23 protein-coding genes and 1 riboswitch are annotated in these 24,235 nt (G+C 40.6%); of the genes, 1 reads left to right on the top strand and 22 read right to left on the bottom strand.

What is annotated here, in order from left to right; all coding sequences use genetic code 11:
* Positions 1–57: 57 nt before the first annotated feature.
* The 12 genes from MKX73_RS13200 to MKX73_RS13145 form a co-directional block, all read right to left on the bottom strand.
* On the bottom strand, positions 58–633 hold the full coding sequence (locus MKX73_RS13200; protein WP_340717840.1) for an ECF transporter S component: 576 nt from the start codon (positions 631–633) through the stop codon (positions 58–60).
* Positions 634–876: 243 nt separating this feature from the next.
* Positions 877–1,051, bottom strand: a riboswitch (FMN riboswitch).
* Positions 1,052–1,155: 104 nt separating this feature from the next.
* Positions 1,156–2,379: a hypothetical protein gene (locus tag MKX73_RS13195; RefSeq protein ID WP_340717839.1), complete on the bottom strand. Its 1,224-nt coding sequence runs from the start codon at positions 2,377–2,379 to the stop codon at positions 1,156–1,158.
* Positions 2,376–2,909: an RNA polymerase sigma factor SigX gene (locus tag MKX73_RS13190; RefSeq protein ID WP_079525770.1), complete on the bottom strand. Its 534-nt coding sequence runs from the start codon at positions 2,907–2,909 to the stop codon at positions 2,376–2,378. The genes MKX73_RS13195 and MKX73_RS13190 overlap by 4 nt, the downstream gene beginning before the upstream one ends.
* A gap of 164 nt (positions 2,910–3,073) precedes the next feature.
* Positions 3,074–4,849: an ATP-binding protein gene (locus MKX73_RS13185; RefSeq protein ID WP_340717838.1), complete on the bottom strand. Its 1,776-nt coding sequence runs from the start codon at positions 4,847–4,849 to the stop codon at positions 3,074–3,076.
* Complete coding sequence (locus MKX73_RS13180) at positions 4,842–5,558, bottom strand: response regulator transcription factor (protein ID WP_340717837.1); 717 nt, start codon at positions 5,556–5,558, stop codon at positions 4,842–4,844. The genes MKX73_RS13185 and MKX73_RS13180 overlap by 8 nt, the downstream gene beginning before the upstream one ends.
* Positions 5,559–5,748: 190 nt before the next feature.
* Positions 5,749–6,933, bottom strand: coding sequence for a c-type cytochrome biogenesis protein CcsB (ccsB, locus tag MKX73_RS13175; protein ID WP_340717836.1), 1,185 nt, complete (start codon positions 6,931–6,933; stop codon positions 5,749–5,751).
* Positions 6,930–8,588, bottom strand: coding sequence for a cytochrome c biogenesis protein ResB (locus tag MKX73_RS13170; protein ID WP_340717835.1), 1,659 nt, complete (start codon positions 8,586–8,588; stop codon positions 6,930–6,932). Before MKX73_RS13170 ends, ccsB begins: the two co-directional genes overlap by 4 nt.
* Before the next feature lie 13 nt (positions 8,589–8,601).
* Positions 8,602–9,135, bottom strand: a complete 534-nt coding sequence (resA, locus tag MKX73_RS13165; protein ID WP_340717834.1) for a thiol-disulfide oxidoreductase ResA — start codon at positions 9,133–9,135, stop codon at positions 8,602–8,604.
* A 105-nt stretch (positions 9,136–9,240) separates the two neighbouring features.
* Complete coding sequence (locus tag MKX73_RS13160) at positions 9,241–9,984, bottom strand: pseudouridine synthase (RefSeq protein WP_340717833.1); 744 nt, start codon at positions 9,982–9,984, stop codon at positions 9,241–9,243.
* A 327-nt stretch (positions 9,985–10,311) separates the two neighbouring features.
* Complete coding sequence (locus tag MKX73_RS13155) at positions 10,312–11,286, bottom strand: D-alanyl-D-alanine carboxypeptidase family protein (protein ID WP_340717832.1); 975 nt, start codon at positions 11,284–11,286, stop codon at positions 10,312–10,314.
* Positions 11,287–11,298: 12 nt separating this feature from the next.
* Positions 11,299–11,886, bottom strand: coding sequence for an SMC-Scp complex subunit ScpB (gene scpB, locus MKX73_RS13150; protein ID WP_340717831.1), 588 nt, complete (start codon positions 11,884–11,886; stop codon positions 11,299–11,301).
* Positions 11,855–12,637 carry a segregation/condensation protein A gene (locus tag MKX73_RS13145; RefSeq protein ID WP_340717830.1) on the bottom strand — a complete coding sequence of 261 codons (783 nt, stop codon included), beginning with the start codon at positions 12,635–12,637 and terminating at the stop codon, positions 11,855–11,857. Before MKX73_RS13145 ends, scpB begins: the two co-directional genes overlap by 32 nt.
* A gap of 148 nt (positions 12,638–12,785) precedes the next feature.
* Here MKX73_RS13145 and MKX73_RS13140 point away from each other — a divergent pair, with 148 nt between their 5' ends.
* Positions 12,786–13,286 carry a DUF309 domain-containing protein gene (locus MKX73_RS13140; protein ID WP_340717829.1) on the top strand — a complete coding sequence of 167 codons (501 nt, stop codon included), beginning with the start codon at positions 12,786–12,788 and terminating at the stop codon, positions 13,284–13,286.
* Between the two features lies 1 nt (position 13,287).
* On the opposite strand, the gene MKX73_RS13135 is transcribed toward MKX73_RS13140, so the two are convergent.
* The 10 genes from MKX73_RS13135 to xerD all read right to left on the bottom strand — a co-directional run bounded on the left by MKX73_RS13135 (position 13,288) and on the right by xerD (position 24,034).
* On the bottom strand, positions 13,288–13,647 hold the full coding sequence (locus MKX73_RS13135) for a GNAT family N-acetyltransferase (protein WP_340717828.1): 360 nt from the start codon (positions 13,645–13,647) through the stop codon (positions 13,288–13,290).
* A gap of 194 nt (positions 13,648–13,841) precedes the next feature.
* Complete coding sequence (gene lysA / locus MKX73_RS13130) at positions 13,842–15,161, bottom strand: diaminopimelate decarboxylase (RefSeq protein WP_340717827.1); 1,320 nt, start codon at positions 15,159–15,161, stop codon at positions 13,842–13,844.
* A gap of 103 nt (positions 15,162–15,264) precedes the next feature.
* Positions 15,265–16,710: a spore germination protein gene (locus MKX73_RS13125; RefSeq protein ID WP_340717826.1), complete on the bottom strand. Its 1,446-nt coding sequence runs from the start codon at positions 16,708–16,710 to the stop codon at positions 15,265–15,267.
* A gap of 61 nt (positions 16,711–16,771) precedes the next feature.
* Positions 16,772–17,539: a SigF/SigG family RNA polymerase sporulation sigma factor gene (locus MKX73_RS13120; protein WP_008408085.1), complete on the bottom strand. Its 768-nt coding sequence runs from the start codon at positions 17,537–17,539 to the stop codon at positions 16,772–16,774.
* Positions 17,540–17,551: 12 nt separating this feature from the next.
* Positions 17,552–17,992 (bottom strand): anti-sigma F factor, encoded by a 441-nt coding sequence (gene spoIIAB / locus MKX73_RS13115; protein WP_079525739.1) that lies wholly within the window; start codon positions 17,990–17,992, stop codon positions 17,552–17,554.
* Positions 17,977–18,339 carry an STAS domain-containing protein gene (locus MKX73_RS13110; RefSeq protein WP_340717825.1) on the bottom strand — a complete coding sequence of 121 codons (363 nt, stop codon included), beginning with the start codon at positions 18,337–18,339 and terminating at the stop codon, positions 17,977–17,979. The genes spoIIAB and MKX73_RS13110 overlap by 16 nt, the downstream gene beginning before the upstream one ends.
* A gap of 231 nt (positions 18,340–18,570) precedes the next feature.
* Positions 18,571–20,343 (bottom strand): SulP family inorganic anion transporter, encoded by a 1,773-nt coding sequence (locus tag MKX73_RS13105; RefSeq protein ID WP_340717824.1) that lies wholly within the window; start codon positions 20,341–20,343, stop codon positions 18,571–18,573.
* A 152-nt stretch (positions 20,344–20,495) separates the two neighbouring features.
* Positions 20,496–21,800 (bottom strand): pyrimidine-nucleoside phosphorylase, encoded by a 1,305-nt coding sequence (locus MKX73_RS13100; protein ID WP_340717823.1) that lies wholly within the window; start codon positions 21,798–21,800, stop codon positions 20,496–20,498.
* A 14-nt stretch (positions 21,801–21,814) separates the two neighbouring features.
* Entirely contained in the window at positions 21,815–22,993 is a 1,179-nt protein-coding gene (gene deoB, locus MKX73_RS13095) for a phosphopentomutase (RefSeq protein WP_340717822.1), read from the bottom strand.
* Positions 22,994–23,131: 138 nt separating this feature from the next.
* Complete coding sequence (xerD, locus tag MKX73_RS13090) at positions 23,132–24,034, bottom strand: site-specific tyrosine recombinase XerD (RefSeq protein WP_340717821.1); 903 nt, start codon at positions 24,032–24,034, stop codon at positions 23,132–23,134.
* Positions 24,035–24,235 lie beyond the last annotated feature (201 nt).

Genomic DNA, 24,235 nt, shown 5'->3' with positions numbered 1-24,235 from the left:
GAGCGATGTCATAAAGTTATCACTTTTATGACATCGCTCCATCATTTATTATTTAATTTAAGCGGAATATTGTCTGCGCTGATTTTCAATCCAAACACGCATTGTACGGTAAAGCATCGTCACAACAACAAACATCATAATCCCTTTAACAATATTAAACGGTAAAATACCCAACACGATCGTTTCGTACATATTATATTCGAAGCCTAGTAAATACGTGTACAGCGGTAAGAACGCCACGTAGTTTAATGCCGCCATTCCAAGTGACATTACAACTGTTGATACAACCAAGCCTGTCATTAACCCTTTTGCAGAAGGGAATTTTCTATAAATATAGTAAGCCGGTAAAATGAATAATACACCTGTAGCGAAGTTAGCCATATGTCCTACCGGAATTCCTTCAGGAGCCCCTGTGTAAATCCAGTCAAGCACATTTTTAACCAATTCAACCAGGATACCCGCAACAGGTCCCATCGTAATTGCCGCAATCAATGCTGGCACATCACTGAAATCAATTTGTAAAAATACCGGGAACCATGGTAGTGGGAAGTTTAACAACATCAGTACAAATGAAACCCCACTCAGCATTGCGATCGTTACGAATGTTCGTAACTTCAAACTTCTTTTTTGCATATAAATCTCTCCTCTTTGCTGATTCCATCTCGCAAGAAGAAAGGACGTATCAAATCATTTCATGAAAAAACCCCTATGCTAAAATAGAGCATAAGGGAGAAATAGGCACACTTAAATAAAGGGTCTATCTGTGCATTTGCAGCTATTCCTGATTTTTGTAACCGAAAGATATTCCGTTAACAAATAAGGAATTTCAAAATAAGTACTGCAAAGCACGGCATTTTCAAAAAATGACGACCGTACCTTCACCTTCTCCCATCCAGACTATACTGTCGGCTTTGGAATCGCACCAAATCCTGCACACAAAAAGTGGCTCGCGGGCTCGAAAAGTTCGACATAACATCCTCCAAGTAAATGGTCAGAAGTTATAACTTTAATTACCGCCGGTCGGGAGTTACACCCTGCCCCGAAGATGAATCAATATGAAATTATGTAGCAATTACCTTGCTATAACTATTATTATATATAAAAAAAAGGAATTGTAAAGCCCATTGCTTACAATTCCTAGTAAAATTATTTGAATTATTGAAATTCATAGTGGATCCGGTTTGCCGCAACCGGCTTCTCTACTGGTTTAGTGAAGTCAAAACCGCCCCATTGTTCCTGAACAATATTTTCAAATTGAACCTGTTTTTCGAAACTTGCCGCTGTCATTATCAGCCCTTCAATCATTCGCATTGCTTGGGCAGGTTCATAATCCTCCAAGTTTAAAGGTTCTTCAAATGTAATCGTAACGATCGACTCAGCGTCTTCAACTTTTAAATAGACACCCGGCAATATAACTGTTCTGTATATATCATTCGCTTCCACCGTCATATTTTTGACTGCTTCCTGCACATCTTTAAAGCTCATTCGGAAATTCGGACTTAAATAGACCGCCCCATCCCGCATCTGATACATAAAATAATTATATTGCGCGTTCTCATCGTTTAAGAGAAACGGTTCATCCACATCGCCGACATGGTCAAAGTAAATCGGCTTTCCGGCCTTGTTTTCAATTTGCACGTCCATATATGCATCGCTGAAAGTATCGACAAGGGAACCGAGGTAATTTGATAAGGAAGCTGTTCCCGCATCATACTGGTGATCCTCCGGCAGTGTATGAACAAGCCTGTTCCCTTCCTCATGCAATTCACCTTTGTAAGGATGATATTCATTAAATCCGAGAGACTGTTCGTCAAGCAGCGGACTGAATGTGTTATAAAGTTCCAGCTTCGTCGGATTTTCTGTACCCGTTTTTTCGGCAACAATTTCATTTGGAATCAATATGCTTACAGGTACACTTTCCGCATCATCCCCTGCAAGGCCAATCGCAAATAATGTGTTGTCCTCCAGCTCGCTTTCATAAACCAATGTTTGCTCCGGCTGTGCTTCCGTCGAGAAACTATTGATCATGGAGCGTTCATTTTGCGCTGAAGCATCTTCTTTCGCACTCATCGTCATATTCTCTTCCGATTCCGGAGTGGCAAGATCAAATGTTTCATTCTGCATTGTGACCGATTCATTATTCCCTATGAACTGCGCACTGATTAAAACAATAATAAATATTGATGCGATCGAAACGAATAATGGTGCCCAGCGTATGCCTTTTTGACTGTTTTGCTGTATTTGAGGCGGATCTTCATTAAAAGTTCCTTCATCCATTAATCGATTGAATACTTCATCTTTCGAACGATGATCGGTTACTTTCGGTGCTTTTTTCAGAAAAAGTTCAATCTCTTTTTCATCCCATTGCTCCTTTTTCATAATGGATTCGCCTCCCTTCCTTCTTGCGCTTCCAATAGCAGCCGCAGATTCTTTAAAGCACGGTGCTGTGTCGTTTTCACTTTTCCGGTCGTCCATCCTAATATCTCCGCTGTTTCCTGAATTGAAAGTTCCTGAATAAACCGCATAATAATGACCATTTTCTGATCACCCGAACACTCTTCCAACGCAACGAGCAATTGATGGAGCTGATCATTTAATTCGGTAAATTGTTCCGGTGAAGGGACTGGGCTTACGAGTTGCTCTGTCTCCCAGTCAAATGCTGTAAATGCATGTTTATCCCGAACCTGTTTTTTTCTGAAATAGTCGATCGCCACATTTTTCGCTATAGAGAACAGCCAAGTTTTTTCAGAACTTTTCCCTTCGAACCGGTCGTATGATTTTAATACACGAACGTACACTTCGTGGGCAAGATCCTCGGCTGCGGTACGATTTTTCACTAAGTAAAATAAGAAATTAAAAACATCCTGATGATACGTATCGTATAATCGATGGAAAATGGATTGCTGCACCCATCCCACCTCCATTCACGTAATTTGTCGTTTTCGAAACAAAAAAGTTACACTAATCATCCGTTACGAACGAACTGGTTCATTAAAAAGAAAAGTTTATCACTTTGAACGATTCAAAATGATAAACTTTTTTCAAACTTCATAATTCCATTACCCCAATATAATTAAGAGAATGGCAAGTAAAAAGTAAAGATTGTTCCTTGCTGTTCGACACTATCAACAGAGATTCTGCCGTTATGTGCTTCCACAATGTTTTTCGTAATGGCCAAACCTAAGCCTGTTCCGCCTTTCGATCGTGTACGGGCTTTATCTGCTTTGTAGAATCGTTCAAATACATACGGCAAATCATCTTGCGGAATGCCCTGCCCTGTATCCTTGATTTGAATTTTCGCATAGTTTTGCTCATTAACCATTGAAACCGTTACTGATCCATCCGCAGGTGTATGGCGAATCGCATTGTCGATCAAGTTCGTTAATACTTGTTCGATGCGGTCCTCATCAATCGAAATAAGCGTTTTATCCGAAAAGTCCGTTTCAATCCGCAGGTGCACATGCTTTTCTTTCGCTGTCTGGTCAAACTTATGGGTCATTCGTTCAATTACCGCAACCAATGGCACATCTTCCTTATACAGACTCATATGTCCCGATTCCATCCGCGCCAGGTCAAGCAGATCCGTTACGAGACGGCTCATACGCTGTGATTCATCGTATATTACCCGGATCATATCGATACGTTCTTCCTCTGTCGTTACTACCCCGTCAATAATCGCTTCAGAATAGCCTTGGAGCATCGCGATTGGTGTACGGAGCTCATGTGATACATTGGCGATGAAATCCGATTTCAGTTTTTCCAGTTTCGTTTCTTCGGTTTTATCGCGTATAACAGCGACTGCACCACGAATGGAATCCCTGCTGTAGAGAGGACTGATCGTTATACTGTAATAGGATTTGCCCATTTCAAACTCTTCGTCCAGCTGATCCTCGAAACTCAGTACATGATCAAGCATTTGATACAGTTCATCCGGTATCGGCTTTGAGCTGTCCAAGCCGTTTTCGACGAACCATTTTTGCAGTAGCCGTTCAGCAGGAGGATTGCTTACTAAAATCGTTTTATCGCGATTAAATGTAATAACGGAATCAGTCATCGATGTTAAAATACTTGATAATTGTTCTTTCTCCTGATTGATCACTTCTAAATGATGCTTCAATTGACGGCCCATCTGATTGAACGCAACGGCAAGCTGACCAATTTCATCATTTTGCTTTGTTTCAATTTTCGAATCAAAACGGCCCTTTGCCAATTCGAATGCATGCTCTCTCATTTTACGCAATGGAAGTGTTATTTTAGAAGAAAGGAAAAAAGCAAAAATTGTCGTCAGTATAAATGCAATAGCAGCTGCTAAAACAACAATTTTAGTTGTTTCATTACTAGTCTGGTGTAAAGCATCGGGATTTTTGTATATAAAGACGGCCCCATGTAAATCTTCAACACTTTTCAGCGGGAAACCTAATACAATATAGTCGGAGTTGCTCGCTTCTTCCCGGTTCGAAGGCAGCGTCAGTTCCTTTACGATCGGTTCCGATGATGCATATACTTCTTCAAACGCTTTACTGCTTACAATTTTTTTCTGAATTTCTTCTTTATTGATGCCTTCTTGTCTTGCATACAGTATTTCATCTGAACTTTTGGCGATTAGTACGTTTGTCGTTTCCGTCAACAATTCCGAAATGATCGCAAACTGCTTATCATCGATTTCTTCTTCATCGATGATGCTTGCAATCGCTGCAGCTGTTTGTCTTAATGAAGCCTCGGACTGTTCGTTATGATAGTTTTCAAGAAACTCCAACATGAAAATTGTGAAAATAAACAGGACAAATGAAACGAGAAGCAAAATGGTTACCCATAGCTTCCCGACAATACTTGTTGCTATTCTAATCATTTACAACCTCGAATTTATAGCCTACTCCCCAAACCGTTACGATCATTTTCGCTGCATCTTCGGAGACACGGTTCAGCTTTTCACGCAGGCGCTTAACATGTGTATCGACTGTGCGCAGATCACCAAAGAAATCATAATGCCAAACTTCTTTTAATAATTGTTCACGGTCGAATACTTTATCGGGTGACTTCGCCAAAAAGTATAATAATTCGTATTCTTTCGGTGTTAAATTTACTTCCGTTCCATCTGCTGTTACACGATGCGCATCATGGTCGATTGTTAAATGCGGGAATACAACTAAATCTTTAGATGATGAAGCATTTGAAACAGGTGAAAATACTGCTGAACGTCGTAATATTGCTTTTACACGTAATACGACTTCCCGCGGACTAAATGGTTTCACGATATAATCATCCGCACCAAGCTCAAAACCTTGTACACGGTTAGCTTCTTCACCTTTTGCCGTCAACAATATAATAGGCGTTGTTTTCTTTTCGCGCAGTTCAGCACAAACTTCCAAACCATCTTTTTCAGGCATCATAATATCCAACAAAATACAATGATAATCTTTTTCAAGTGCCATCGAAAGTGCTTGTTCTCCATTTTCCGCTTCTTCTACTAAATAGCCTTCACGCTCTAAATACATTTTTAACAAACGACGAATTCGATCCTCGTCATCCACAATTAACACAGAAATATTTTCAGACACTGATGTTGCCCCTTTCAAAAACTCTATTTCTCTTCTCTATTGTACCTTTTTAGTGAACGATTGAAAAGAAAAGCCCAATCATTCCGATTGAACTTTTCTAACTTTATGACAGTTTATTAATTATTTTGCATAGAATTGGAAACTAGCGAAATTGTTTTAATAATAGTATAAAAAGTAAATTCCTGTCACCTTATGCGTAAGAGTGTAATCCCGCAATAACTAGATTAACAACGACTAAATTGAACAAAATAATAAGGAAACCAATTACCGTAAGCCATGCACTCTTCCTTCCTTCCCAGCCTTTCGACAGGCGAAGGTGTAAAAAGGCCGCATAGAAAAGCCATGTAATAAGTGCCCATACTTCTTTCGGATCCCAGCCCCAAAATCGGCCCCATGCCTCCTGTGCCCAGATCATCGCAAAAATTAGCGCGCCTAATGTAAAGATCGGAAAAGCAATAAGGATCGAGCGGTAGGCAATTTCGTCCATCAGTGTCGAGTTGACCCTTTTCACTAATGGCTGGAACATTGTCGCTATCTTTCTTCTAAAGATCAGTCGTATCAGCAGATAAATGATTGTGCCGAATAAAACAGACCAGAAAACAGTTGTCAGTTTCCGTGCGTCAATCAGTGCCGGCAGCTCGAATAACGGTGTCATACGGTCTTCAGAAAGTTCCACATATTCATTCATCCCAAAAATAGCCGGCATCAAATAGGTAGAAGTACTGACCTGATCCAATGTATCAACATATTCATACTTCGCTTCATAATCCATCGCATTGAATGTCACCGTTGCCGCAACAAACCCTACAACCAGTACACAGCAGAACATAACTGTTTCCAGCCAAAAACTTTCTTTAGAGCGCTCGTTCATATTTACATTTCTCAGCAGGTAAATAAGTCCGGCTACTGCACTGATTCCAAAAATCGACTGGCCCAATGCTGCAGTTGTAACATGAATTGTCAGCCAATGACTTTGCAGCGAAGGGACTAAAGGACTTACCTCTGTCGGGAACATAGAGGCATAGGCAATGATCAATAATGCAATTGGTAAAGCAACAACACCTAATGCCGCAACTTTATACGTAATGTAAATGACGATAAACGATAGTACGATGAACATACCGAATGCCGTAGTAAATTCGAACATATTACTAACCGGTGCATGTCCTGTATACATCCAGCGCGTAATGAAATAACCCAACTGTGCAACAAAGCCGATAATTGTAACTACAAGGGCAATTTTACCGTATTTATCTGCCCGTGCTGCTGCTGTGTCATTTTTCACTTTAATTGCGCCTGCAAATAAAAATGTACCTACTAAGTAAGAAATGAATGCAGCGTACAGTAAATAACCGCTTAAATCGATTAAACTCATAAGGTTTTACCATCCTTTTCTGTTTCAACATGTTCATTGTTTTCTAGTTCCTGTTGATCTACGTATTGCGGTAAATGAGCATGCTTCGTTAATGCATCTAAATCTTTTTTCATACTAAACCAGTTTTTATTCGTATGTGCTGCCAAGCGAACCGTTCCATCCGACAGCTGTTCAACCCATATACGGCGATGATTCCAATAGGAACCGATTGCCACACCGATCATAAAGATAATTCCCCCTACGATTAATATAGGGATTGTCCGGTCATAACGGATCGTTAAACCCGACATATGGCGTGTTTCCACATTCGCGAACTTCATTTTATACATATTGTCACCTTCAGGCTCCAGTGTTTGCTGGATCGCGACAAAGCTTGTCTCTCCTTCCGGTGTTTCAGGGGTGATCATTTTGAAAATAAATGCCGGATTGTTCGGTGTTTGGGTCGCAGTTTGCGGTACCCCTTCCTTAAAACCTGAAAAGTCAGGATAAAAACCCATTAATTCGACTTGTGCACCATTTTCGAGCGTATACACTTCCTGCGGGTTCGTTAGATCAATGCTTATTTGGCCAAGCGATTGTTCCGTTTCCTTATTCGTTAAATCAAATACCATTGTTTTAATTTCATTTAAACGGAAATCCATCTGGTAAAATGCATACCCCTCATGTTTAAGCGGATGGTTTACCTGAATTCCGTACTGTTTCACTTCTTCCAGGTTATCTGCCTGTCCGGGTACGCTGTTTTCTTTCTGTTTATACAAGGTCACGTCCGTCTGGAAATTCTTTGCGACTACATTGACCCCTTGTTTGATCTGTTCGCCTTGCGGAACATTGTCGTATGTTTCCAGAATAAATTTATCGTTCTTCAGGAAGTACCCGTCCATTCCCGGTACGGCACGTGTTTCACCTTCACGAAGCCACATCGATTCATCCACGTACATGCCCGGTACTAAATGGAGCATGACTCCGATTATAAAGACGATCAATCCGACATGGTTTACGTAGGCACCATAGCGTGAAAACCGTCCGCGTTCCGCTAAAATGGAATTATCTTCGCGTCGGACGTTGTATTTTAATTTTTTTAAAGACTGTTCAACGAGCTGAAGCGTTTGTTCAGACGTTTCAGTTGGTTTTCCTTCACCAATAATTCGCTGACGCTTCATAAAGTTTATATGTCGTTTGACCCGCTGATTTTTTAAAGATTTATGTAATGGAATACCTCTATCAATACTTGCAATAATAATGGACACACCTAACATTAATACAAGTAATTGGAACCATAGGGATGAATAAAGATCCGATAAACCTAACGCGTAGTATATTTCACCGAACCATCCATAAACATCTGAATAGTACTTTTCCTTTTCCGCGTCTGTCGCTACGCTTATGTAGAACTCCTGAGGGAGGATTGTACCAATTGATGCTGCTATTAAATTGATAATAATGAGCGTAATTCCGACTTTAACACTTGAGAAAAAATTCCAAATCTTATCAATAATTGACTTATTATAAGTTTTTGAACGTATGGCCGACCCTTCGTACCGCATATCTGCAATTTTTTTGTTTTTTTCCTCTGCGGATAATGGAGAACCGCATTTTTGGCAGAGTGTTGTACCTTCAGGATTTTCATGCCCGCATTCACAAAGTAGTTTATTCATTGCGTAAAAACTCCTATTCCGGCTTTATTGACTCCATATATTGCACAATTTCTCCTTCGGTCATTTCTCCAGTAATAATACGGTCTATTGTACCGTCGGGTTTAATGAAAATTGATGTAGGCAGGGGTCCAATATTATAGGCTGTGAAAACACTCTTCGTTTTATCGATCGCAACCGGGAAGGTCATTCCCATATTAGCCACATATTTTTTTACTTCAAATTCTGACTGTGCGAAGTTAACTGCGATAATCTGAACATCATGGTGCTTAAACGCCGCATATTGACGAGTCATTGCAGGGAATTCACGTTCACACGGTTCACACCATGTACCCCAGAAGTTCAGTACGACACCCTTTCCCTCGTAGTCTTTCAATCTATGCTTATTCCCTTGCAAATCTACTACTTCAAAATCAGGCGCCTGTGCCCCGGCTTGTACAATATTAATCTTATCTTTCGTTACGGCAGCATAAACTGTATATCCGATTGCGATTGCTAAAATGGTTAAAATGATACCGCGAGTCACAGAACGTTGTTTCTTTTTTTCCAAATAAAAAACCCCCTTCCACTTCAGCAACTACTGTTGCCTATTATAGCAAATTATTACAAAAATTAAATTCTTTTCTTTCACAATGGTTTAGAATATCTTAACCAATTAACTGTTAAAATCGATTTTCCCTGTTTCAGCTAATACACGCAGTAGTTTTACTTCATGTTTTGTCAGCTGACGGTATTCGCCCGGGCTAAGTCCTGTTAGATCCAAAAATGCAAAGCGCTCGCGTTTTAGTTTCACGACAGGTGTACCGATTGCTTCGAACATACGGCGAACTTGACGATTTCGCCCTTCATGGATCGTAATCTCACAAATCGCTTTACCGGCATTCTCATCAAAGCTTGTCATGCTTACTTTTGCCGGGGCTGTTTTTCCGTCTTCCAGCTTAATTCCATTTTGCAGTTTCATTAAACCTTGTTTTGTTGGAATCCCTTTAACACGCGCAATATACGTTTTGTCGATTTTGAATTTCGGATGTGTCATCAAGTTTGAAAACTCGCCGTCATTCGTTAATAACAGTAATCCTGTCGTATCATAATCTAAACGACCTACCGGAAAAATTCGCTGATGGACATGCTTTTTAAAAATATCCGTTACTGTTTTTCGACCTTTATCATCAGTAACTGCCGAAATATAGGCACGTGGTTTATATAGCAGGAAATATACTTTATCTTCTTTTTCAAGTTTTACGCCTTCTACTTCAATCGTGTCCGAGTTGGATACTTTTGTACCAAGCTCTTTAACTACGACTCCATTTACTTTTACTTTACCTTCTACGATCAATTGCTCTGCTTTACGTCGTGATGCAACGCCTGCATAGGCAATCACTTTTTGTAATCTTTCCATAAGTTCACCTCATTGATTGATAAACTGCAAAGACGCATACTTCTTCAGCATTCGTATCTGCACTTTTCATTTACTGCTCTGTTAATTATTAAATATTATTGCTGTAATCCACAAATACGAGCGAAAATAAATCCTTAACGAATAAAAATTATGTCATACTTTCCAAACTTAATCAATTACGTCATCGCGTCATTGTGTCTCGATTTAGTTATAAGGCCTAAATGTGGGCCAGCCGTTGTCGCATGATGCGACGACAGCTGACTTCCTTTTTTGGAACTCCTTGGAACTTTTCTTCATACCTGAAGTTAAACCAATTCACTTTACAGATTATTTTACTGTAACGAGCTGTGAGGATACGAGCGCTTCATCTGCGTATAAAAGCCAGACTCCCCGATCCGAACCTTTCAGCCTTGACACTTTCACGATATGTTCAAAATCCGGCCGTTCTTTTTTATGCAGCAGCATTTGGAACGGTTCATTCAACTCGATTGCCAGTCCGTTCGCATTATATTTCCCTTTTTTCACAATCGTTTGCTTTTCAAAATTGTTGTCGATGAAATCCGCCAGGTTACGGTGGATATTCCAGTCATTTCCTTCATTGATCGTAACGACGACAAATGATTTTTCTTCCCGTTCAAAGTAAGTTGCCAATGTTCGACCGGCCACTTTCGTATAGCCTGTTTTCCCAGCGATGGCTCCTATCTTCTCATGCATCAGTCGGTGCTTATTTTTCCACTGTCTGCCATCCGAAAAATTTTGTGTAGAAGCAATTTTTCTGAACTGAGGATTCATCATTGCAATCTGCAGCATTTTAGCCGTGTCGTAGGCAGAGGAAAGATGGGCTTCATTGTGCAGCCCTGTAGGATTTGTAAAAGTTGTTTCATTCAACTGATAAAGCTCGGCCTTCTCGTTCATCAGCCTTACAAAGCCTTCTACAGATCCGCCAACATGTTCTGCCAGCGCCGTAGCAGCGTCATTTCCTGATTGCATCATTAAACCATGAAGCAAGTAGTCAATCGTATATGTCTCATTTTCCAGTAAATAAATGGATGAACCTTCCACTAGCGCGGCTTCCCTCGAAACCACCACTTCATCGGTAAGCTCACTGTTTTCCAGAACAACCAGGGCCGTCCAGATTTTTGTCAGGCTGGCTATCGGCAGGCGTGCATGTTCATTCACACCCATTAATGTCCGCCCATTTTCCGCATCGATAACAACATAGCTATTATACGCCGCCTGAATTTGTGAAGAACTACTCAAAAATACGAACAATACAACAATAGAAACAAACCACTTTTTCAACAGGCCACTCCTTTAATTTTGGTTAAATGTTTCCTGGAACTTCGTTAAAAATAAATCTGTCGGCTGATCATCTTCCTGATCGACTTCTTCAGGTAAAGGCGGCAATTCTTTAATGTTTTTTAAGCCAAAATAATTCAGGAACTCTTTTGTCGTCCCATATAGGATTGCCCGTCCTGTTCCTTCCGCCCTGCCGACTTCCTGTACAAGCGCCCTTGATACGAGTGTTGCAATCGGGCGTTCGCTTTTCACCCCTCTTAGGTCTTCCACCTCCGCGCGCGTGATCGGCTGCTTATACGCTATAATTGCCAGAACCTCTAATGAAGCTGCGGTTAATACTTGATTTGTCGGGTTTTCAATTAATTTTTTCAATGTGTCGGTCACTTCCGGTTTTGTTGTCAGCTGATATGTACCGGCAAGCTGTTTTAATGTGATTCCCCGCATTTCATCCTCATGGTAATGTGTCAGAAGTTCGCTTAATCCCGCTTCAATATCCATTGGTTCCACTTCTATATATTGTGCAAGTTGTTTAACGGTCATACCTTCATCACCAGCTACGAATAATAGTGCCTCAATTCGGCTCAGTAAGTTGTTCGATTTCATCGCCAATTTCCTCCTTTGTCAATAATACGGATAAATCATCGAAGTTATTTTGCTGTTCGACAAAAATCACTTGGCGCTTCATTAATTCCAGTAAGGTTAAAAACGTCAATACAAGCATCGGTTTATCCTCTGCTTCAAACAATTGCGAGAACATCACTCTTCCGCCTGCATTTTTTAAAATGTTTACAACGGAACGCATTTGTTCCTTCACTGAAATTTCCTGTCTTGCGATGCGCGTTGACAATGGTTTTTTCAATTGTTTACGACGCATCAGTTTTTGGAAGGCACTTAACATATCGTAAACATTTACATTTTGATCAAATAGCGCTAACTGTTCTTCCGGCATAAATTCCGACAAGTCTGCCGGCGCTTTTGTGAACACTTGGCCACGTTCTGTTTCCAATTCCTGAAGTTGGACAGCTGCTTCTTTATACTTTTTATATTCGATTAAGCGTGCAACAAGCTCTTCCCGTGGATCGACCTCATCTACTTCGAACTCTTCTGCATCGATTTCATTTTCATTAATCGGAATGAGCATACGGCTTTTAATCGCCAATAAGGTTGCGGCCATTACTAAATATTCGCTTGCTTCATTCAGTTCCAATGTTTGCATCGCATGGATGTGATCAATATACTGTTCCGTTAATTCCGCCATTGGAATATCATATATATCAATTTCCAAACGATGAATTAAATGCAATAATAAATCTAGCGGCCCGCTAAAGGCGTCTAGCTTCACTTCGTAAGACATAAAATACCACCTATCGTTATTCGGAAATTATCATTAGCATCTAATTCACGCTATGATTAATTTTACGTTTTGCTAGTTACTTTATTCGTCAAAATTCAACAAAATATAGCAGAACCTATCTAATTAGTATAGAGGAAAGGGGACAACAATGCATCCTTTGTTTCATCCACTATTTATCGATTATTGCGCTTATTTTAATGGCAATAATGACTATTTTGAATGCCATGAAGTTTTAGAAGAATATTGGAAGGAAATCGCACCAAAAGAAAAGCTTCATCCGTTAGTAGGCTATGTCCAGCTTGCGACAGGTATGTACCACTTTCGCCGGTCAAATGTTACTGGCGCTGCACGCATAATGGAGAAAGCCATTGCTAACTTTGAACTGAATCATAATAGTGAATTTTTCGAGTATATCGATGTTGGACAACTGCTTCTCCATATGGAAAACCAGCTTCGAAAAATGCATGAAAACAAACCATTCGCACACTTTCCGCTGCCTATTACAGATCGGCAGCTGCAAGAATTGGTACACGAAAGAATAAAGTCTGTTCCTCTTATGGATCCACACTTTATTTTCAATAAACATATGCTTCGGGACCGGACAGAAATACTGGAAGCGAGAGAATTAAAAAAAAGAAGTCGACAGTAAATTAGTCGACTTCTTTTAATATAGGTATACATTTTTGGACAAATGCACTTGTATCTTCATTCGCTTGAATATGTTCATACCCCATATTCTGCAGTTCATGCAACATTTTTAATGCGACACCTTCACCGCGATACGACGGGATGACTGTAATATGCTGTACGACTGCCGTATCATTTTCTTCTGCAATCCCTATAGCCCCAACATATTCTTCGCCATTTTTCCATAAGAAGAGTGTCCAGTTTTCTTTTTGTTCATATTGTTGAATGGTTTCCATTAAGCGTTTAATGTCTTTTTCTTGTGGCATTAACGAAATTAATCCCATTGCAATTTTTTCAAGTGCTTTTTTATATCGAACTAACATTTTACATTCCCTCAATTCTACCATTGCACATCCTATCAAAAGATCGACCGAAATGCAATAACACAATTTTCCAACGTTCAGTTTGAAAATTTGTAAATTAGCGGACTAATAATGTAAATGAACAAGAGCGACCAAATCATAATTCCAATTAATAGACCGATACCCCATTTAGCTTGCCTGGATAATTTCAATAGCTATTCACCCTTTGCAAATGTTAACGGCAAATCATTTACCACTAAATCTTCATAGCTTTCACGTTTAATCGCTAATTGGTGCTCTCCATTTTCAACGAACACAACGGCCGGTCTTGGAACCCGGTTATAGTTTGATGCCATCGAATATCCGTATGCGCCTGTACAGAACATCGCCAAAATATCACCGGTATGTGCATTTTGTAATGACGCATCAATGATCAGCTTATCTCCTGACTCACATAGCTTACCTGCAACAGTGTATGTACTTGTTTTTGGATCATTGGCTTTATTGGCAATAATCGCTTCATATTTTGCATCGTAAAGTGCCGGGCGGATATTATCGCTCATCCCGCCATCAACAGCAATATATTCACGCACATTTGGTACTGTTTTCTGGGAGCCGATCGTGTACAGTGATGTACCAGCATCTCCAACTAAAGAACGGCCTGGCTCAATCCAGATTTCCGGCATTGCCAAGTTAAGTTTTTTACTTTCATCCTGCACTGTTCGAATCATGTCCGCAACATATTCATGAGGCTCTAAAGGCTTGTCCTCTTCTGTATAACGGATTCCGAAGCCGCCGCCAAGATTCAGTACTTGTGCTGCAAAACCGTGCTGTTCTTTCCATGCACCCATTTTTTGCATAACTTTGCCCGCCGCCAGACTAAAGCCTTCTGTTTCAAAAATTTGAGAGCCGATGTGGCAATGTAAACCTAATAGTTCGATATGTTCATCGTTTACTACTTGCTTAAATGCCTCATCAGCTTGTCCATTATTTAAGTCAAAACCGAATTTGGAATCAGCCCGACCTGTTGTAATAAAATCATGTGTATGTGCTTCGACACCAGGTGTCACACGCAATAAAATTTTCATTTGCTGATTTTTCTGCTGTGCGATTTCTTTAATTAACGAAATCTCGTAAAAGTTATCGACGACGATACAGCCGATTCCTGTTTCAAACGCCAATTCAAGTTCGGCAACCGATTTATTATTGCCATGGAAATGAATGCGTTCTGCCGGGAATCCAGCTTTAATCGCTGTATAAAGTTCTCCGCCCGATACAACATCCAGCGAAAGGTTTTCCTGAGCAGCCAACTGATATGCCGCAACACAGGCGAATGCTTTGGATGCATAGGCAACTTGCGCTTTTACGCCTAATTGTTCAAATGTATCGATAAAGCCGCGTGAACGTTTACGGATTAACGCTGTATCATAAACGAATAACGGTGTCCCGTATTGTTTTGCCAATTCAATTGTATCTACCCCGCCAATTGTTAAATGGCCGAGTTCATTAATTTGCTGTGTTCCATATAAATGCATCGTATTCTCCCCTGACTTAAGCTAATCCTCGCTAATATTCTCAAAAATCACAAAATATTATATGAGAACTTTAACATAGGTGTCAAAGTGATGCAATTCATGTTTATACACGTTTTCGCTTTTTTGCGTTCACGATAAATGGCCTTGGTGCATCTTCCGACATCGGTGTTCGAATGACAACACGGGCGAAGGCCTTCGGGAAAAACGGCACAAGCGGCCATAAATACGGCACATTCATCGGTTTTAATGAACATAAATAAGTGAAAATCAAGAACGCCCCAACAAAGAAACCGTTTATTCCTAATAATGCTGTTGCACTTAATAATACCAAACGGAAAACTTTTACCGAAATACTCAGTTCGTAGTTCGGAATGGCAAATGTAAAAATTGCGGTAATCGCGGTATATAATACAATTTCACTTGAAAATAATCCAACGTCGATCGCAATCTGTCCGATGATAATACCGGCGATTAATCCCATTGCGGTCGATAATGGTGTTGGTGTATGGATCGCTGCAATTCGCAAATATTCAATTCCGATATCCGCAATTATTATTTGCAGGAATATAGGAATTTCTCCACTTTCATTTATCCCGATAAACGCTAACTTATCGGGGAGTAACTCAGGATGTGTAACGAGTAAATACCAGAAAGGAAGTAAAATAAAGCTTAAAATTACCGCTCCAAATCGAAGGAACCGCATCATCGTACCGACTAAAGGCGCCTGGCGATATTCCTCCGCATGCTGCAGCAAATGGAACATGGTGACAGGGATAAGCATTACAGAAGGCGATGTATCGACCATAATCGCAATATGCCCTTCCAAAATATGGGCAGCTACAATATCAGGCCGTTCCGTATAGCGCACAAACGGCAACGGATGGTATTTTTGCTTAAACAGCCACTCCTCCAACGATTTGTCGCTCATCGTTAAACCATCATGTTTAATTTGCCCAAGCCGCTCAATAATCCATTTTAAATGTTTCTCATTTACTAGATCATCCATATACGAAAGAACGATATCCGTCTGGCCATAGGTCGTTACGTGATGCATATGGAATCGCAGCTTTTCACTTCGAATCCGCCGACGAATCAATGCCGTATTTAAAATAATATTTTCGGCAAAACCGTCTCTTGAACCACGAATAACTTTTTCATTATCCGGTTCTTCCGGATTCCGTCCCGGATAATTCCGGAACTCCGCCAAATAGCAGTAACCGCTTTTCGTGACAAAACCTACTCGCCCACTTAACACCCCGAGCATAAAGTCATCAATCGACGACGCTAAATCTACCCCGAAGAAGTTGAAGTGGGCATGAAAATAGTCCTGTTCATCCAGTATTTCTTCATCATCATTGTCCCGCTGTAAATCGGACAGTATTTCCGTCAAGCTGTCTCCGTTGATGAGACCGCTCACATATACCGTTAAAGTCGGTAAATTTTTGATCGTGATTTCTTTAATACATAAATCAAAGTTCTTCTCCGGTTCAAATTTTGAATTGAAGAAGCCTTCTGCAATTTTCATTGATGTAAAAAGCTGATTTGTCATTTTTTCACCGCTTATTCATATTTAGTCTAAAGCACCATGGAGTAATTGCGGGTCACTTAACTTATCTGCTTAATGTAGACTGATCCATCCATGATTTCAACTGGGCTAGTATTTTCTTTTCCAATCGTGATACTTGTACTTGGGAGATACCGAGACGATCGGCAATTTCCGTTTGGGTCAAATCCAGATAATAGCGGAAATAAATGATCGATTGTTCCCGTTTTCCAAGTCTCTTCAACATGTCCTTTAATGGAACGTAGTCAAATGCAAGCTCTGACTTATCGTCACGCATCTGATCCATTAATGTAATGGAATCTCCGTCATTTTCAAAAAGCTGATCATGCAGGCTTGCCGGATCACGCATCGCATCCGTTGCCAATAGAATATCTTCTTGTGAAACTTGCAATATTTCAGCCAATTGTGCAACAGATGGGGGTTTTTCGTTTGTTTTTAAATAGTCATCGGTCGCATGACGAATTTTGTAGTTCAATTCACGGATAGAACGACTTACCTTTACCATACCGTCATCTCTTAAAAAACGTTGAATCTCCCCAATAATCATCGGCACTGCATATGTGGAAAATTTCACTTCATAGGACAAGTCGAATTTATCAACTGATTTCATTAAGCCAATACAGCCAATTTGAAACAAATCTTCCAGTTCAACGCCCCTTGAAGCAAAGCGTTGAACGATAGACCAAACAAGTCTAGTATTTCCTTCAATCATCGTTTTTCTCGCAACTTGATCGCCTTGTTGTGATTTTGCGATTAGTTCACGCATGTAAGCTTGCGTTAATAACGTTTCAGATGACTGCTCGATGTTCCCCATCCCCTTATTTCGTTATGTCACGAGTGTCCCTATTGGCAAAATTTGTTTTGTGAATGTTACGACTGTGCCTTTTCCAAGTACGGATTCCACTTGCAGGAAATCCGAAAAACTTTCCATGATTGTAAAGCCCATTCCGGAACGTTCAAGCTCCGGTTTCGTTGTAAATAATGGCTCACGTGCCTGTTCAATATCTTCAATTCCGCAACCTTCATCTTTAATTGTCACACTTACTTCCGAGCCGTAACGAACCGCATAAACTGTAATGATGCCATGCGGATTATCGGCATAACCATGAATGATGGCATTCGAAACAGCTTCCGATACGATTGTTTTACATTCCGATAGCTCTTCAATTGTCGGATCGAGTTGTGCCATAAAGCTTGTAACGGCAATACGTGCCAACCCTTCATTTTCACTGCGCGCCAAAAAAGTTAGCGTCATTTCGTTATCCATTGACAATCCCCCTCGCTGTGTGAAATAACTTGCTGTTCAGATGCAAACTGTACGAGATTTCCTAAACCGGAATACTGGAATATTTTCTGCATCGTTTTAGATGGATTTAACAAAATTGTTTGTCCATCGACAGCTCGGAGTTCTCGCATTCTGCCAAGCACTAACCCAATTCCGGAACTGTCCATAAAATGCAAATGCTCTAGATTCCAAACGAGTAATTTTACATTTCCTTGTAAAATAGCTTTCGATATATGTGTTCTCACTTTTTCTGTCTCATGATGATCCAGTTCGCCAAATAGTTGGACAATCAATACATCATTTGGATACATCGTTAAATTAAAGTTCACCTACATCGCCTCCTTCTTGCATGCAAATTCGGCAAGTTCAAAAATAATCCTATCTAGCTGACAAAACTAGTGTTCATTCGTTAAAAGTAGTGCTCCTGCGACAACTAAAATCAGTATAGGTAGTACGGTCTTTTTTTAATCACCCCTGACATGAAAAAAGAGACCGAACAGAAAGTTTTACCTTTCCATTCAGTCTCTTATTCTTTGTTCTTTTTCAGAATTTTATACATGTTATATTGTTGCTTCAGCCAATTTATTCTGTGCCTGCCCTTCATGCTCCGATAGCGGAATGCCGTTTGACAGCAATTGGCATTCTTTAAACGCATAGTGGGTGCATCCGATACATTTATTTAATTCGATATACCGGCATGCCGCTGAAATTGCGTCACTTGTCGTATGATAAAAATGCTCCGCTTCCATTAAATCATACAGACCGCTTCGTCTAAGCATTTGTTCCAGCCCAGGCTGAACATTCGTCAAGAAAACTTTACCGCCATATGAGTTTATATTTTGAAGGATATTGCGGAAATATTCTTCCCCTGTCGAATCGATATACGGTACCTTTCGCATACGAAGGATAAACACTTTCGGTCTTTCCTGTATTGTACTTTGCAGCGTCTGTTCAAACTTTTCTGCAGCTCCGAAAAATAGAGGACCTTCTATTGTATAAATACTGATTTGCGGACAATCATGCAGATCCGATACGATGTGAGGCTGCAACTTTCCGTTTGCCTTCTCCAAATTCGGCAATACTTTGGAAACAGTAAGACTATCACTCATACTTTTCGCAAAAAGGATTACCGCTAAAATGAGTCCTGCCGTTACCGCAACCGTTAAGCTCATAAATACTGTCAGTAAAAATGTAATGCATAGAACAAGCGAATCCCCGGATTTCAATTTTAGAATGTGTACGAAATGATGACGTTCGCTCATATTCCATGCGACCATCATAAGTACAGGTGCTAAACTTGCAAGTGGAATATGTACCGCGAATGGTGCGAGCAATAATAGTGTGATCAAAACGAAGATACCATGGATTACCCCTGACATTGGCGAAACAGCACCGGATTTAATGTTGGTAGCCGTTCGTGCAATTGCCCCTGTAGCAGGTATCCCGCCAAAAAACGGTGTCACAATGTTGGCGATACCTTGCCCGATCAGTTCCCGGTTACTGTTATGTTTGCTGTTCGTCATGCCGTCTGCAACAACCGCTGACAACAGTGATTCAATCCCGCCGAGCATTGCAATGACAAACGCCGGCCCAATGAGCATGAAAATACGTTCCATTGTAATTTCAGGAATGTGGAACTGTGGCAATGTGTTCGGTATTGCACCATATGTGGAACCAATTGTTGCAACATGGCCCTGTAAAAATAGAACTGTTACAACGGATGACACAATAATTCCAATAAGAGCACCCGGTACTTTCGGTAAAACTTTCGGTGCCATCAGTATCAATGCAAAACTGACAACTGCAACGAGTAAACTATATAAATTAATGGTTTCAATATTCGAAATGATTTCATAAACGTTCATATGAAACTTCTCGTGCTGCTCCATATTTGTTAATCCTAAAAAATTCCCGATTTGTCCAGTAAAAATGATGACGGCAATTCCTGCTGTAAAGCCGACAGTTACCGGTCTTGGAATGAATTTGATCAGTGTCCCCAGCCTGAAGATTCCCATCAGCAGCAGCATCACCCCCGCCATCAAGCCTGCGATAAGCAAGTTTTCATACCCGTAAACGAGCACAACCCCAAGCAAAATCGGAACAAAAGCACCAGTCGGACCGCCAATTTGGAACTTTGAACCTCCTAGTAAGGAAATTAAAATACCTGCAATAATTGCTGTGTAAATCCCGTACTCTGGTTTGACCCCGGAGGCAATGGCAAAACTCATCGCCAATGGTACAGCAATAATCCCGACAATCGTCCCGGATAATAAATCCTTCTTGAAATCGGCGAATGAATAGCCTTCAAATCTTCCAGACCACTTAACTTTCATAGTATCCCTTCTTCTTATAAATATTCATAAAACAGAATTTTTATTACTTTAAGCAGTAATATACTTCTTAGTTTATCATATTTGTAAAATATTTAAAGCACAAAAAAATCTTTCGCAATCCATTCCGGACTGCGAAAGATTCTTGCTTTTTATTATTGTGTAATAATTGCTTCGATTAATTTTGGTGCTTCGACTTTTTCTGCAGAAATGTATACATGTGCATAAATCTTTTCTAATACTGCATCGACATTTTCTGTATTGGCATGGATCGTCATAAGCGATTCGCCTGCTTCGACTTGATCGCCTACTTTTTTATGAAGGACAAGGCCTACTGCCAAGTCAATTTCAGATTCCTTCGTTGCACGGCCCGCACCAAGAAGCATTGCAGCTGTTCCGATATCATCGGCTTCAATTTTTGAGACATAGCCTGCCTGTTTAGCAGGTACATCAAATTTGAATTTCGCCTGAGGTAAACGGGATGGATCATCCACGACTGAAGCATCCCCGCCTTGTGCTGCGATGAATTTTTTCAGTACTTCCAATGCTGCCCCGTTCGCTACAACTTCCTCCAGCATTTTTCGAGCTTCTTCGATTGTTTTTGCTTTACCGCCAACAACAACCATTTGAGATCCCAATGTATAGCAAAGTTCATTTAGATCAGCCGGACCTTTTCCTTTTAATGTATCGATCGCTTCCTGAACTTCAAGAGCATTTCCGATTGCATAGCCTAAAGGCTGGCTCATATCCGAAATAATCGCCATTGTTTTACGGCCAACGTTATTTCCGATTTTCACCATAGCTTCAGCCAGTTTAACTGAATCTTCTACCGTTTTCATAAAGGCGCCGTCACCTGTTTTAACATCAAGAACAATTGCATCTGCACCTGCAGCAATTTTCTTCGACATGATTGAACCGGCAATCAGAGGAATGCTTGAAACCGTTCCCGTAACATCACGCAGCGCATACAGCTTTTTATCCGCTGGTGTTAAGTTGCCTGATTGACCGATAACTGCCATGCCGATTTCATTTACTTGTTTTGAAAACTCTTCACTTGTTAATTCGACATGGAAACCTTCAATCGCTTCAAGCTTGTCGATTGTACCGCCCGTGTGACCTAAACCACGGCCACTCATTTTTGCTACCGGAACACCGACAGCAGCTACCATTGCAGCCAATGGCAATGTCGTTGTATCGCCAACTCCGCCTGTTGAGTGTTTGTCTACTTTTACGCCTGCAATTGAAGAAAGGTCGATTTGGTCACCTGACTCCACCATCGCCATCGTTAAATCCGCGCGTTCGCGATCTGTCATATCCTGAAAGTAAATTGCCATACATAACGCACTTGCCTGATAATCAGGGATCGTGCCGTCTGTATACCCTTCTACAAAGAAACGAATTTCAGCTGTTGTCAATTCTTCGCCGTTACGTTTTTTTTCAATAATATCTACCATTCTCATGTGAAAAATCCCCCTTATTTCAGCTCTGATAAAAAGCTTTTTCCGAACTGCGGTGCTGCAATATTAAAATTATCTGCAATTGTTGCTGCAATATCCGCAAATGTCTCACGCAGCTGCAGTTCCGATCCTGCTGTAAAGCGCGGTGAGTAGACAATTAACGGTACATATTCACGTGTATGGTCTGTACCAGGGAATGTCGGGTCATTCCCGTGGTCTGCCGTAATAATCAGCAAATCATCCTCTGATAACGCTTCCATAACTTCCGGTAAACGACGATCAAATTCTTCCAATGCCTGACCATAGCCGATCGGGTCACGTCGGTGCCCAAAGTTTGCATCAAAGTCCACTAAGTTCAGGAAGCTGATACCATGGAAATCACGACGAACAACTTCCGCCATCTTGTCCATGCCGTCCGTGTTGTCTTTCGTACGAATCGCTTCCGTTACCCCGTCACCATTAAAGATGTCCGAAATTTTACCGATCGCAATGACATCAAGTTTTGCGTCCTTCATTTCAGCCATTGTCGTACGGCCAAATGGTGTCAATGCATAGTCATGACGGTTTGATGTACGCGTAAAGTTGCCTGGTTCGCCAACGAATGGACGGGCAATTACACGACCTACTAAAAATTCAGCATCCAGTGTCAATTCACGGGCAATTTCACAGATTTTATAAAGTTCTTCTACTGGAATCACTTCTTCATGTGCTGCAATCTGCATAACCGGGTCTGCGGATGTATACACAATAATTGCACCCGTTTCCATATGTTCCGGACCATAGTCGTCAATGACAGCGGTTCCACTGTAAGGTAAATTACAAAGTACTTTACGGCCAGTTGCTTCTTCCAGCTTGGAAATCAGTTCCGCGGGGAAGCCTTCCGGATATACTTTAAATGGAGTATCGATGTTCAGTCCCATAATCTCCCAGTGTCCTGTCATTGTATCTTTACCAACAGATGCTTCTTGCATCATGCCGTAAAATGCAGCGGGTTTTTCAGTTTTATTTATGCCTTTAAGTTCACGAATATTCGATAAACCCAATTTCTCCATATTCGGCATAGTTAAGCCATTCATTTTTTCTGCGATATGTCCTAATGTATTTGAGCCAGCATCGCCAAATTTATCGGCATCCGGTGCTTCACCGATACCAACAGAATCCATTACAATTACATGTACTTTCTTAAACGGTTGCATAATGCTTTCAACTCCTCTTCTTCCATTCTATTTTACATAAAACGTCTAAACAAAGTAAAGGTCAGACATCCGATTTCCAGAGATTTATTTTTAATTGAAAAGTGAAACTCTCCATAGTCTTACGCGATTATGCCGTTTTTAAGCACGCGGGTGGAATTGTTTATATACTTCCGATAAACGGGTTTTACTAACATGCGTATAAATTTGTGTCGTTGATATATCTGCATGGCCTAACAGTTCTTGTACTGCACGTAAATCAGCACCATTTTCAATCAGATGTGTCGCAAAGGAATGGCGTAGAACATGCGGTGTAATTTCTTTGGAAATGCCTGCTGCTGCCGCATGTTCCTTAATGATTTTCCAGCAGCCTTGTCTCGTGAATCTTTTCCCTCTCTGCGTAATGAAAAACGCATCATTTTTAGGTGCATCGCCTAAAAGCTGAGGTCTTGCCTGCTCCACATAATTTACACATGCAGAAATCGCACTTCGCCCAAGCGGTATAATACGTTCTTTGCCGCCTTTACCAAAAACGCGGACGAAGCCCATTGTCATATGAACATCTTCCAGGTTCAGTTCAATCAGTTCACTTATACGCATTCCGGAACCGTACATCATTTCCAGAATGGCGATATCCCGAGTTCCCTGAGGTTTTTCTACAGAAGGTGCAGTCAAAAGTGCATCAATTTCTTCTATTGATAATACTTTTGGTAATGACAGTTCTTTTTTAGGCATTTCCAAATGAACGGTAGGATCCTGATTCGTCACTTTTTCCCTCAACAAAAACTGATGAAAAGAACGGATCGATGAAATTTGTCTCGAGATCGTCTTCGATGATTTCCCAACAGACCGTAAGCTGTCCAAATAAATCAAAATATGTTCGCGCATAACTTTATCAAATTCCATGATCTGCTGCTCATGATGGATGTGACGGGCATATGCGACTAAATCACGCTTATAGGATTGTAATGTATTATCAGACAGCTGACGTTCGACTTTGATAAAATGTAGATAATCTTCTATTGAATCTTTTAAAGCTTGCATATTAATCGCCCCTCTTGCATTCTATACATTTATATTACCATTTTCGTACAATTGAAGTGACGTTTTATCCTTCGTTCATTTATTTTTTCAATGCAGCACAGCACTTCCATATAATAGCGTCCCATTTACAAAATGCACTATTTACGGTATTCTTGAAAGTAAAACGTGACAGATAGAGGTGATAATTTGGGATCGACAAAC

Origin of the sequence: Solibacillus sp. FSL W7-1436 (genome assembly GCF_038007305.1) — a bacterium.
GTDB lineage: Bacteria > Bacillota > Bacilli > Bacillales_A > Planococcaceae > Solibacillus.
The sequence above is the reverse complement of the archived record's forward strand: the minus strand, read 5'-3'. Positions and strand labels throughout refer to the sequence as shown.

What these genes read in the sequence shown, in the direction of transcription:
- MKX73_RS13200 (WP_340717840.1), bottom strand. Translation starts at nt 633, where the DNA reads ATGCAAAAAAGAAGTTTGAAGTTACGAACATTCGTAACGATCGCAATG.
- lysA (WP_340717827.1), bottom strand. Translation starts at nt 15,161, where the DNA reads ATGCATTTATATGGAACACAGCAAATTAATGAACTCGGCCATTTAACA.
- MKX73_RS13170 (WP_340717835.1), bottom strand. Translation starts at nt 8,588, where the DNA reads ATGAATAAACTACTTTGTGAATGCGGGCATGAAAATCCTGAAGGTACA.
- MKX73_RS13140 (WP_340717829.1), top strand. Translation starts at nt 12,786, where the DNA reads ATGCATCCTTTGTTTCATCCACTATTTATCGATTATTGCGCTTATTTT.
- MKX73_RS13160 (WP_340717833.1), bottom strand. Translation starts at nt 9,984, where the DNA reads ATGGAAAGATTACAAAAAGTGATTGCCTATGCAGGCGTTGCATCACGA.
- xerD (WP_340717821.1), bottom strand. Translation starts at nt 24,034, where the DNA reads ATGCAAGCTTTAAAAGATTCAATAGAAGATTATCTACATTTTATCAAA.
- MKX73_RS13145 (WP_340717830.1), bottom strand. Translation starts at nt 12,637, where the DNA reads ATGTCTTACGAAGTGAAGCTAGACGCCTTTAGCGGGCCGCTAGATTTA.
- MKX73_RS13185 (WP_340717838.1), bottom strand. Translation starts at nt 4,849, where the DNA reads ATGATTAGAATAGCAACAAGTATTGTCGGGAAGCTATGGGTAACCATT.
- deoB (WP_340717822.1), bottom strand. Translation starts at nt 22,993, where the DNA reads ATGCAACCGTTTAAGAAAGTACATGTAATTGTAATGGATTCTGTTGGT.
- MKX73_RS13125 (WP_340717826.1), bottom strand. Translation starts at nt 16,710, where the DNA reads ATGACAAATCAGCTTTTTACATCAATGAAAATTGCAGAAGGCTTCTTC.
- MKX73_RS13135 (WP_340717828.1), bottom strand. Translation starts at nt 13,647, where the DNA reads ATGTTAGTTCGATATAAAAAAGCACTTGAAAAAATTGCAATGGGATTA.
- MKX73_RS13100 (WP_340717823.1), bottom strand. Translation starts at nt 21,800, where the DNA reads ATGAGAATGGTAGATATTATTGAAAAAAAACGTAACGGCGAAGAATTG.
- MKX73_RS13195 (WP_340717839.1), bottom strand. Translation starts at nt 2,379, where the DNA reads ATGAAAAAGGAGCAATGGGATGAAAAAGAGATTGAACTTTTTCTGAAA.
- ccsB (WP_340717836.1), bottom strand. Translation starts at nt 6,933, where the DNA reads ATGAGTTTAATCGATTTAAGCGGTTATTTACTGTACGCTGCATTCATT.
- scpB (WP_340717831.1), bottom strand. Translation starts at nt 11,886, where the DNA reads ATGAAATCGAACAACTTACTGAGCCGAATTGAGGCACTATTATTCGTA.
- MKX73_RS13120 (WP_008408085.1), bottom strand. Translation starts at nt 17,539, where the DNA reads ATGGGGAACATCGAGCAGTCATCTGAAACGTTATTAACGCAAGCTTAC.
- MKX73_RS13105 (WP_340717824.1), bottom strand. Translation starts at nt 20,343, where the DNA reads ATGAAAGTTAAGTGGTCTGGAAGATTTGAAGGCTATTCATTCGCCGAT.
- spoIIAB (WP_079525739.1), bottom strand. Translation starts at nt 17,992, where the DNA reads ATGGATAACGAAATGACGCTAACTTTTTTGGCGCGCAGTGAAAATGAA.